The 10,999-nt window shown below is 38.6% G+C and carries 15 protein-coding genes; 13 read left to right on the top strand and 2 right to left on the bottom strand.

The window, feature by feature from the left end; all coding sequences use genetic code 11:
* The first annotated feature begins 27 nt into the window (after positions 1-27).
* From H5159_RS06910 to H5159_RS06970, 13 genes are all read left to right on the top strand, one after another.
* Positions 28-867 carry a DUF417 family protein gene (locus tag H5159_RS06910; RefSeq protein ID WP_182737711.1) on the top strand — a complete coding sequence of 280 codons (840 nt, stop codon included), beginning with the start codon at positions 28-30 and terminating at the stop codon, positions 865-867.
* 10 nt (positions 868-877) lie between these two features.
* Positions 878-1,129 carry a Rho-binding antiterminator gene (locus H5159_RS06915; protein WP_024596162.1) on the top strand — a complete coding sequence of 84 codons (252 nt, stop codon included), beginning with the start codon at positions 878-880 and terminating at the stop codon, positions 1,127-1,129.
* 235 nt (positions 1,130-1,364) lie between these two features.
* Positions 1,365-1,685 (top strand): hypothetical protein, encoded by a 321-nt coding sequence (locus H5159_RS06920; protein WP_024596161.1) that lies wholly within the window; start codon positions 1,365-1,367, stop codon positions 1,683-1,685.
* 111 nt (positions 1,686-1,796) lie between these two features.
* Positions 1,797-2,195 (top strand): hypothetical protein, encoded by a 399-nt coding sequence (locus tag H5159_RS06925; RefSeq protein WP_182716229.1) that lies wholly within the window; start codon positions 1,797-1,799, stop codon positions 2,193-2,195.
* A gap of 78 nt (positions 2,196-2,273) precedes the next feature.
* Positions 2,274-2,696: a hypothetical protein gene (locus tag H5159_RS06930; RefSeq protein ID WP_024596160.1), complete on the top strand. Its 423-nt coding sequence runs from the start codon at positions 2,274-2,276 to the stop codon at positions 2,694-2,696.
* 317 nt (positions 2,697-3,013) lie between these two features.
* Positions 3,014-3,598, top strand: coding sequence for a GNAT family N-acetyltransferase (locus tag H5159_RS06935; RefSeq protein WP_024596159.1), 585 nt, complete (start codon positions 3,014-3,016; stop codon positions 3,596-3,598).
* 240 nt (positions 3,599-3,838) lie between these two features.
* On the top strand, positions 3,839-4,216 hold the full coding sequence (locus tag H5159_RS06940; RefSeq protein ID WP_310735802.1) for a hypothetical protein: 378 nt from the start codon (positions 3,839-3,841) through the stop codon (positions 4,214-4,216).
* A gap of 123 nt (positions 4,217-4,339) precedes the next feature.
* The gene (locus H5159_RS06945; RefSeq protein ID WP_024596157.1) at positions 4,340-4,852 is read left to right on the top strand and encodes a hypothetical protein; all 513 of its coding nucleotides are present in this window, start codon (positions 4,340-4,342) and stop codon (positions 4,850-4,852) included.
* 171 nt (positions 4,853-5,023) lie between these two features.
* Positions 5,024-5,248: a ribosomal protein L7/L12 gene (locus H5159_RS06950; RefSeq protein ID WP_007378552.1), complete on the top strand. Its 225-nt coding sequence runs from the start codon at positions 5,024-5,026 to the stop codon at positions 5,246-5,248.
* 357 nt (positions 5,249-5,605) lie between these two features.
* Positions 5,606-7,144 carry a glucan biosynthesis protein gene (locus H5159_RS06955; protein ID WP_182780073.1) on the top strand — a complete coding sequence of 513 codons (1,539 nt, stop codon included), beginning with the start codon at positions 5,606-5,608 and terminating at the stop codon, positions 7,142-7,144.
* A gap of 300 nt (positions 7,145-7,444) precedes the next feature.
* Positions 7,445-7,744, top strand: coding sequence for a 2OG-Fe(II) oxygenase (locus tag H5159_RS06960; protein ID WP_259399099.1), 300 nt, complete (start codon positions 7,445-7,447; stop codon positions 7,742-7,744).
* On the top strand, positions 7,738-7,986 hold the full coding sequence (locus H5159_RS06965; RefSeq protein WP_182780074.1) for a DUF1272 domain-containing protein: 249 nt from the start codon (positions 7,738-7,740) through the stop codon (positions 7,984-7,986). Before H5159_RS06960 ends, H5159_RS06965 begins: the two co-directional genes overlap by 7 nt.
* 43 nt (positions 7,987-8,029) lie before the next feature.
* Entirely contained in the window at positions 8,030-8,332 is a 303-nt protein-coding gene (locus H5159_RS06970) for a hypothetical protein (RefSeq protein WP_007584337.1), read from the top strand.
* A 138-nt stretch (positions 8,333-8,470) separates the two neighbouring features.
* On the opposite strand, the gene H5159_RS06975 is transcribed toward H5159_RS06970, so the two are convergent.
* Positions 8,471-9,754: an allantoate amidohydrolase gene (locus tag H5159_RS06975; RefSeq protein WP_182780075.1), complete on the bottom strand. Its 1,284-nt coding sequence runs from the start codon at positions 9,752-9,754 to the stop codon at positions 8,471-8,473.
* Between the two features lie 14 nt (positions 9,755-9,768).
* Complete coding sequence (locus H5159_RS06980) at positions 9,769-10,998, bottom strand: alanine--glyoxylate aminotransferase family protein (RefSeq protein WP_182780076.1); 1,230 nt, start codon at positions 10,996-10,998, stop codon at positions 9,769-9,771.
* Between the last annotated feature and the right edge of the window lies 1 nt (position 10,999).

Here is a 10,999-nt window from a genome sequence, read left to right on the forward strand (position 1 = left end):
AAACCTCAACGAATACTTGGAAATACAATGAACTTAAAACTAACCAATAACGTGATTACTTTTTTATTAACGAGTAGCTTTTTACTACTTGGCTTGTCGTTTGCGTTAGGAGCAAACCCTAATACGTTAACGGCTACGTTTAGTTATTATGGCGTTGATTCGCTAATGTCTGTATCTGCGTTAGGTTTAATTAGTGGCTCATTTATGATTGCCTTAGCGTTTGCCACCGTGCTCGCTCGCCTTAAACTAATGAAACCTACACCAGCACTTTTACTTGCAGCAATTATAAGTTTAGTAGCATTACTTACCTTGTTTGCCAGTAACCGTTGGATGGCGCAACTTGGTGGCTTTCCAATCATTGGTAGCGGGCAGGGCATAATTAAATACTTCGCTGTAGTGCCTTTGTATTTGTTTTTGTTTTATAAAGACAAACTTACCGACAAACAACACGTACTATTAAACTTTATACCTGTTGCTATGGTTTTATTATGGATTGGCGGCATGAAGTTTTATGAGTTTGAAGCAAAAGGCATTGTAAGTTTAGTAGAAACCTCACCGTTTATGTCGTGGTTATACACGGTATTTAGCGTACAAGGCGCGTCTAACGTGATTGGCGGGTTTGATGTATTATTTGCTGTGTTATTGGGATTAGGGCTATTTTTAAATAATAAAAAGCTAATTATTGTAAGTGGCTTAGCGTGTTTAAGCGTATTTATGATGACCCAAACATTCTTAATTACCGCAACCGGTGCATTTAGTTCATCCACTTTATTGGATCGTTTAGGGCAATTTGTAATTAAAGATTTGTGGTATATAGCCAACCTTGTTGTTATTGCTTTTTTAATGATTTTTAAGCCGACTAAATAAAGAGAGCGTTATGATCAGTTGCAACCAATACGACTACATCGAAATTGCTTGTATGCACCATTTAAGCATTAAGCTTATATTAAAAAATGGTGATGGTGTATGCGGGATAGCAACTGACACAAAACGCAATGCTAATAGAGACGAATGCATAGTTGTTAATGTAAATAGCGAGTTGAAACTCATTGTGCTAACTACAATCAGCGTACTTAAAGCGCATGAGAAAAACCCATACTTTGACCATGTGAATTTTGAAGTAAAGTAAATGCCTCACTCATTCGTTTTTATCATAAATAAAGCTCTATTTTTGTTTTGTCCAATAACATTATTAAACACCGTTTTGGTGAAAAATTACAAAGGGTTTTTTGTAACATATTTAATTACTTGTTTACACTGTAGTTGTTTAGTGGAATTATTGAACACTGTAATATACGCCGTTTTGGGGTGCTATAAATCCCCAAAGTGGTGCTCAATAAGCTGTTAGGTGTTTAAGGATAAGCATGAAAAAGTATCTACCTTTAATCATATTAATAATCTCTGGTTGTGTTGGTATGAAAACTTATAAAGGTGTCATAGTCCAATATAGCGATGTAAGCAAAAACTCTGATGGGACGTATTCAATTGAGGTTCTTGGTCATACCGATCTTAATGAAACAGATATGGTCGAATTGGTAGAGCTCAAAGGAAAAGAGTTATGCAAATCTAGTGATATATACGTAAAAAAATATAAAATGGGTACTTATGGCTCGCATAGTCAGTTTGGTTCTGTCTACCCACCAAAGATTAACGCAACAATTGACTGTAGTGTAAACAATGCATAACAGGCTGTTAAACAAGGATAAAAATAGTTGGCTTTGTTCCTTTGTTGCTAATTTAACTAACTATTTTCTGCCTGTTAACAGGCTCTTTATATAACTACGTGAGGAGAGATGATGAACAAGGAAACTATAGGGAAATACGTCGCAGTTCTGGGATTATTGCTTTTCTGGGCACCTCTTTGGGGAATTGTTGATTCGTATTTAATTATGTCCTCTTCATTTCAAGAGATAACGCTGTTTGGAAGTAATGAACCTAAAATATCACAAGAAGAAATGTCATCAACAGCTTTGTCTACAGTAACAGGGTTCATCTTATTTTTAGTTGCACTTTGCTTTTTAACATTTTCCGTTGTGGGCTTAAACTATCGAACTAAGTGGCTTTTTTGGGCACTAATAATATATTCAACATTGTTACTCTTCATGTTCCCTGTTGGTACAGTGTTAGGAGTAACTGTGCTGGCAGCGCTAGTTTTGAACAGAAAAAAATTTGGACTTGACGGTGACCTTACATAACAAAGCCATTAACCGGATTTGTGCAAGAGCGCCACAAATCGGTTATGGCAGGCGTTAGCTTTCTAAGAAGGTTTCGAGTTGAGAACAATATTTAGCTTTATTTTAGCCTCTTTAATTGTTGCATTTTTAGCGCCAATGGCAATTGAAAGGAAATTTACTATTATGCCTTTTGGTATATTTATTTGGACGTTAATAGTTGTTCTAATTTTGGTTCCAGTAACAGCATTTCCCATTTATAAATTTATCACTAAAAGCTGTGGTTATTCGCTAAATACAGTGCTCAAATCTTCAGTTATATCTACTTGCTTAGTTTCTTTCTTTTTTGTTTTCCCTTCAGGTTTAGATAGCTCAATCATTAATGGTAAGGTATTGGTCGAAAATGGTTCAATTACGTTAATAGGTTATGGATATAGCTTTTTACAATTATTTTTATTTTCTATAGTAGGCCTTGTTGCTGGTATTGTATTTTACGTTTCAAAAATAGAGTTAAACAAAAGCTAAAGAGTTAGGATGAGATTCATTCTAGCTTTTACATAAATAATAAATTAAAGCAGCGGGTTAAGTGGGTTTTATAAAAATAAATCACGCAAAAAGCTGAGCTGAAATGAAAGAAAGAGTAAAAAGACACTCACACTAAATTATCCAGTAATACCCTCCAAAACATCAATTAAAACAACACCTAGTCCTCTTATTATATTCCACGTGAAGTGAAGTAACCGATTGAACCAAAATAGGAACTCAGCTATGGTTTGTTTATCAATAAAAAATTAAAAAACGAGTTAATCTACAGGCTTGTTATATTTCACGGAGGATTTAGGTTGTCATTTCCAACTTTAGAGACAAATCGCTTAAGGTTAGATCAATTATCAAAAGAAGATTCAAATAGTTTGTTTGAGTTGTTCTCGGACAATTCAGTTGTAGAATATTATGATTTAGAGGCGTTTACTGAACTGTCACAAGCCAGCCATTTAATTGAGTTTTTTAACGCTCGTTTTAAAGAAAACTCAGGTATTCGTTGGGCTATTCGCCTAAAAGAAACAGATCAACTTATAGGTACTTGCGGCTTTAATACTTGGAGTCCTAAAATGAAAAATGCTGTTATTGGATATGATTTACTACCTAAATATTGGGGTAAGGGTTTTTCCACTGAAGCAGTTCATCGAATAGTTAAAGCCGCATTTTCAGGTGACTTATCTTGCGGTAAACTTAATCGTATTCAAGGCGATACTGTTCTTGGAAACTCTGCATCTGAGTCACTCCTTTTAAAAGTTGGGTTCAAAGAGGAAGGTATAAGGCGTCAAAGTGGTTACTGGAAAAATCAGTTTCACGATCTTAAATGCTTTGGGTTAATTCAGTCCGAGTACTCTGAAATACGGCAAGTTAGGATAATAACAAACAGTTAGCATACTAAATTTCCAGTAATACCTTCCAAAACGTCAATTAAAACAACACCTAGTCCTCTTTTTATATTCCACGTGAAATGCAATAACGATTGAACCAAAATAGGAACTCAGCTATGGTTTGTTTATCAAAAAAATAAAAAACGAGTTAATCTACAGGCTCGTTAAGATTAAAGAAACTAATTAATTGAATCTGACTGTTAGAGCTATTCTACAGCCTCGTTGTATTGCTAAAGGATTATCGTGAAATGCTCTAGGATTGTACTCTTTTCAGTAGGCTTGTATTTATTGCTAGTTGCTTTATCAACAATAGCAACAAAGATTGTTGGCTTTGATGAAATGACTCAAAGTACCTCATTAACTTTTACTTATTACGTCCTCGGATTTGTAACCTCTTTAATCGTTTATTGTTACCTAGGCTATAAGCAAACAGTGAGTCCGTATAAACAAGCCTTTTTAGTTGCGGCGGTTTATTGGTTTATTGATCTAAGTGTCGGTGCCTTACTATACATTTTATTAGAAATATCAATGGATCCTCTGATATATTTAATTTCAGCTTTGCTGCATGTTATTGCTGTTTTATTAGGTACATTACTTGGTATTCAATTACGTCGAAAATAGTTGAGCGTAAATAAACAAATCGTAAAGCAGAGCAAAAACAGCTGGTTTTTGCTTTTTCGCCCTAACCTTAGATAACAACCTTACGGCCTATTTATTCGGCATAAGTAAAAAAGGAATTTAAATTTGCTATTCGATTGGTTTAGCTCTGAAAAGCCAAATGTTTATTTGGGATCGTTAGCTGTAGCTAATAACAGCCATTTTTCTAAGGTAGAGTCGTTTTTTTATATAACGGGCGATTCACTACAAGATCATATGCACAAGAAGCTTGAAGATATTTTTTGTCTTCACAGTATTTCGTCTATTAAAGAGCCTAAAAAGTCAGATATTGGTTTAGATGTTGTTATAGTTACTTTGCATGGTGGTGATGCATTCACTATAGATTTTGATACAGCTATTATTCCGCTATTTTGGCGACCAAAAGTTAAGTTAGTATCGCGCTTGTATAATATTAAACACAATAAGACGATTAAAACGTTCAGCGTTTCTAAATCTGTTACGTGGCGCGAATTCATAGCTAAAAAATTTAGCTTAAGAGGCTTTTTTCGTTGGGGTCCTTTGTACCATAACGAAGACATGGAAATACTGTTGTATAAAGCATGCTACGAGTTATTAAATAAAATGCGAAAGGCTATTTAACCAGTAGCCAATAAGAATAATTAAAATAAGATAAAATAAAAATACATTTTGCTCTTGGTGAACATTATTACAAACAAAAGAGGAACTCAGCTATGGTTTGTTTATCAATAAAAATAAATAAAAAACGAGTTAACCTACAGGCTCATTATTTTTCGAACATCGAGGATATTTATGGAAATTGAATATATTTGGGGTGTTTTAGCGGTTATTGCAGTTTTATTTATATTAATATTTGGTAACTCAATACCTAAGCATGGCAGCGTAACCGAAGGTGATGTTATTGTTGCTTTAAAATCAGGTCATAAAGTTAGAGCAATAAAATATTATAGATCTGTTCATGGTGTAAGTTTGAAAGAAGCTAAAGATGCTATTGAAAAATTAACTTCAAAAACATAAAAACATGCCCTGAAGTGAGGGCCAAATAAAACTCAGCCATTAATTGCAAGTTTTAAAAGGGGTGAGCCTCTTCGTTTTCCACCACCTAAATACAACCCTTATCCATTTGAATACCAGCGATCTAATAATAAATTGCGCTATCCCACTTATTTTCACTTCAGCGATATCATCAAACGCGCGCAATATCCCTAATACCTAAAAAAAATAACTATGGGAGGTCCTGTAGTCAAATAACTATATTTTAGTAAACACTAGTTCATATTACGTCACGTAATATCCATACAGAACTTTAAGTTAAACATACGTTCGTGCAGCGTTCCCATTTTTATTTGACTCAATTTATTGGACATTCTTTTTATGAAATTAAAGTTATTTATCGCAATTATTTTTAGCACTTCGATGTCGTCTTACGCGACAGAAGCAGTAGATAAAACGGAGTTTTCATTCGAAGACTTAAAAGCCCTAGCAAAAGCCTCAGCCGAAAAGCCCTATACGCCAACTGCAGTACCAGCCCCTGAGCTTATCGATAAAATTACGTATGACGAACACTGGAAAATACGCTTTAAAGAAGATGAAACCTTATACCCAAGTGGAAAAAAGGCGCCCGTACAATTATTTTACCCTGGTCGATATTTTCCTGAGCCAGTAAGTATTTACATCAGAGACGATAAAAATCAGGTTCAAAATGTACCTTTTAGTAATGATATTTTTGATATGCCTGATGACAGCCCAGCTCACGATCTCCCAGAAGGGTTTGGATTTGCAGGCTTTAGAATAATGCGCCCAGATATGAAACCCGATTGGATATCTTTTTTAGGCGCGTCTTATTTTCGTACCGACGGGCCAGAGGGGCAATATGGACTGTCGGCTCGAGGTATTGCAATTAATACGGGTATGAATCAGCCAGAAGAATTTCCGCGCTTTTCTGCATTTTGGATTGGCCCCGCAGAGAAAAAAGGTGAAAGTGTGTCTGTTTGGGCATTGCTTGAAGGGCCTTCTATCACTGGTGCTTATCGATTTGGTTTAAGTAAAGATAACAAAGAAGCCAAAGGCCATATTACCTCTGTAACGGCTAATTTGTATATGCGCGCCGATGTTGAACGCTTAGGCGTAGCACCGTTAACCAGTATGTATTGGTACTCACAAAAAGATAAAACAGAAGCTAAAGATTGGCGCCCAGAAATTCACGATAGCGATGGCCTTGCGATTCACACAGGATCGGGTCAATACGTTTGGCGCCCATTAAATAATCCTCAGTCGGTGTCAACCAATAGCTTTATTGATGAGAACCCAAAAGGGTTTGGTTTAATCCAAAGAGATCGTGACTTTAATAACTACCAAGACGACGGCGTATTTTACAATAAGCGTTCATCAGCGTGGATTAAACCTACTGGCGATTGGGGCAAAGGCGCAGTTCAGTTAATCGAAATTCCTACAAAAGATGAAACGTTCGACAATATTGTTGCCTACTGGGTGCCCGAAAAAGAGGCGCGCAAAGGCGACGAGTTTACCTTTTCTTATGATATTGAATGGCGTCCACTCGATCCAAAATCAAAAACGCTTGCAAGCGTTGTAAATACTCGCCAAGGCTTAGGCGGAATTCCCGGCCAGCCTATTCCTGAAGGCGTTAACAAGATGGTGATTGATTTTGAAGGTCCAGTATTTAAAGGCTTAGATAACAAAAGTGGTATAAAGCCGATTGTTGAAGCCAGCAACGGTGAAATATTAGAACCTATTGGAGTTTATCCGGTAGTTGGTACAAACCAATGGCGATTAGCGTTTGACTACAAACAAGCTAACAACAATCCGGTGAACATACGCGCGTATTTAGTTGATAAAAATGATGAAGCTATAACTGAAACATGGGTAAGTGATGCAAAGGTAACGATTAAATAAGACCTTAAATAAGCATTAAAGTAAAACGGGTGGCTATATTTTGATTTGCTAGGTAATTATAGCCACCATAATGTCTATTAAAACGCCAATCAAAACACCATTAAAACTCCCTTTTATATCCCACGTAAAATACAGTAATCGATTGAATCAAAATATGAACTCGGCTATGGTTTGTTTATCAATAAATATAAAAAAACGAGTTAACCTGCAGCTTATTAGCTGTTTCGAGGGATTGTATGTTTTTTTTTGAGTAAATTATTTTGTTGGGAGCGAGGCCGACAAAAATCAGGCTACGATAAAATGTTGATTTGTGGTGCTACGTGGCCAATTAAATTTGATACATATTTGCTTAAATTCCCACAAGGAAGTGAAATAGCACCACACACAGACAAAGTTGAATCTGGTAAACACTATCGATTGAATATAGTGCTTAAAAAAGCAGATTTGGGTGGTGAGTTTATTTGCAGTGATCCGATATTTGAAACAAAGCGGGTTAAGCTATTCCGGCCTGATGTAAGTGAGCATCAGGTATCAAAAGTTATAAAAGGTAATAGATATTTACTCAGCATTGGGTGGATAAAAGGGAGCTCTAAATGCTAGATTTAAGACCTAATTGTGAATGTTGTGATAAGAATCTACCTGCACAGTCCACAGAGGCTTTTATTTGTTCATTTGAATGCACATTTTGTTCTGGCTGTGCCCAAACGCTGTTAAATAACGTGTGCCCAAACTGCTCAGGTAATTTGGTTCAGCGGCCAATTCGCCCTTTGGCTGCACTAAAAAATTACCCAGCATCGACTAAGCGGGTGTTAAACGAAAGTGGTTGTGCGCCAAACACATAAAAACATAAAGTATAATAATTACATTTCTGGGTATGGAGATCTGATGAGAAAATCCTTTGAATTTACCGTTAAATCAATCAAAGTTAAAATAATTAACTCTTGGTTTAGTGGTGCTAAATTATATGTGAATGGTGACTTACGAGATACTGACAAAACTTTGTTAGCTATTAGGAATAATACTTTACTATCTGCAAATTTAGGTGAGTTGGGTGTTCTAGAAATCAAGCCATTATCGGGGCTAATTACCGTTGAAATGGATGCATATTTGGTCAATGGTACAAACATTCAACATGTATATAGCTCACATAAACGCCTTAGCCTAAAAGAGCAAAGGGCAGCTCGATAAAGCTACTTTAAATAACGTATATTCCTGTGTTTTCCTGCATTTACCTGCCTTCAGTAATAACCTCCAAATGACTTTGAGGAGGTTTAAGCCCCTAAGCATACCAAGTTAATATACTTGGTTTACTCGATTACCTTAAAATCACTCAAACTCTTTCACATAAAGTAAAAGCGCGCTGTACATTACACTGAGTGCCTTTGTTACATCGCTGTCGATAACCGCTTCTGCTGGGTGATGGCTTATACCGCCAGGGCTGCGTATAAACAACATGCCAACGGGGCAAATTGGAGCGATTGCCATTGCATCGTGCCCTGCGCCTGAGGCAAGTGAAGGCGATGCTTGGTTATTGAGTTTACATGCGCTTGAAAACAAATGCTGAATAGTGGTGTCGCACGCTACGGCATCGGCGGCATGCGTCCATTGCCAATCAAGCGTTAAATTGCGTTTGCTTGCTATAGATTGTGCACTGCTTTGTATGGCGCTTAGTAAGTTAGCGAGATCTGTGTCGCTTTGTGCGCGTGCGTCTAGGCTTATGGTTGTTTTGCCTGCAATCACGTTTGTAGCCCCAGGGCGAGACTGTATTTGCCCTACGGTGGCAACTTCGCCATTTTTAGCATTACTTGCTAGTTTTTCAATTTCGGTTACTAATTCAGCGCAGCCTGCTAGTGAATCCTGCCTCAAGTTCATTGGGGTTGTACCCGCATGACCGCTTTGGCCTGTTAGGGTAAGCATGGCGCGCTTTGCTCCTGCGATTGCAGTTACAACGCCTAACGCCTGATTAACCGATTCGAGTACAGGACCTTGTTCAATATGAGTTTCCCAGTAACCTAGTAATTCGTTTTTGTTTAGTGCGGCCTTTGCATAGTCGTTGGGGTTTAAACCAAAGTCGAGCATGGCTTGGCGCATAGTTATGCCGCTTGTGTCTTCAATGTTTAGCCACTGTGGGTCAAATTCGTTAGCGAGGGCTTTTGAGCCAATTAAAGTGGTGGCAAAGCGGGTGCCTTCTTCATCGCAAAAGCCCACTACATCTAAATGAAAGGGCAGGTCGAGCTTTAACTTATGTGCAAGCGCTGCAATTTCTATCCCCAGTAGTACACCTAAAATACCATCAAACGCACCTGCATTTGGAACGGTGTCGAGGTGCGATCCTATAATTAAACGTTTAGCATGTGGGTTTGATGATTTTAGTCGCCCCCAAAGGTTGCCCACTTCGTCTTGCCACGATTGCATGCCTGCCTCAACCATCCACGATGCAGTAACGGCGTTACAGTCTTTGTGCTCTTTTGATAAGTACACGCGGTGAATACCGCCTTGCATTTGCGATAGTGCGCTGAGGGTTTTACAGCGAGATAAAGCGCGTGTTGCGTATTCATCAGCAAGTTCTTTATCTAATAAAGGGCTGTGTTGTGGGCTTACAATCGTCATGCTAAATCCTTTTTTTATTTATAGTGAGCGAGGGCGGCAATAGCGGCTTCGCCTTTAGGGCCTTTGTAACCGTTGGCATGTAAGCAAGCGTCTAAGCTTGCGAGTGTTTGTAATACAGCATCTTTGCGGGCGTTGTAGCCCATAGTGCCAATACGCCAAATTTTGCCATGCAGCGGGCCAAACGAGGTGCCAATTTCTATTCCAAAATCGGTTAGCATTTGTCCGCGTACGTGATCGGCATTAATGCCCTCGGGTATATACACACCCAGTACGTTGTTCATTTTATGTGTTAAATCACCAAATACATTTAAGCCGAGCGCTTCAATGCCTGTTAGCATGGCATCGCCATGTAACTTGTGGCGCGCTACGCAGTTATCCACGCCTTCTTCAATGACTATGCGGGCGCATTCTGAGGCGCAGTACAGCATGCTGGTGGCTTCGGTATGATGGTTGAGGCGCTCCTCTCCCCAGTAATTCATGATCATGCCTAAATCAAAATAGTTAGAGCGTACAAAGGGCTCTGTGCCGTCGGTATGGTCGGCCGTGCGAATACCTGCTTCTACCTTTTTGCGTTTTTGGATCCAATCGGCGCATTTATCGCTAAGCGTTAATGGCGCAGACCCAGACGGACCGCCTAAACACTTTTGCAGACCAACAGAAAGTGCATCGAGTTTCCACTCATCGGCAGGAAGTTCGTTACCCACAATGGAGGCGGTAGCATCACAATAAAATAGTACATCGTGCTTTTGGCAAATATCGCCAATATGCTCAAGAGGTTGGTTCATGGTGGTGGATGTATCGCCTTGTACCATAGCAAGTACATGGGGTTTTACATCAACAATGGCTTTTTCGATTTGTTCTGGCGTAAACACTTCGCCCCACGGTACTTCTATTGTGTGCACCTTTGCGCCAACGCGTTCTGCTATTTCAGCAAGTAGGTGGCCAAAGCGCCCCATAATTGGCACAAGTACTTTATCGCCTGGGCGTAAAATTGAGCATAATACGGCTTCAATCCCTGCGCGCGATGTGCCATCTATTAGCATGGTCCATTCGTTTTTAGTTTTAAAAATTTCGCGGTAACGTGCCATGGTTTCGTTCATAAAACCGGTCATTACTGGGTCGTATTGGCCTATAAGCTGCGCCGACATAGCACGTAAAACACGAGGGTCGGCATTAATTGGGCCTGGTCCCATTAATAAACGCTGTGGTGGGTTTAAGGTTTGAACTTGCGTGTTATTAAACATA

Origin of the sequence: Pseudoalteromonas sp. SG43-1 (assembly GCF_014164415.1) — a bacterium.
Lineage (GTDB): Bacteria > Pseudomonadota > Gammaproteobacteria > Enterobacterales > Alteromonadaceae > Pseudoalteromonas > Pseudoalteromonas distincta.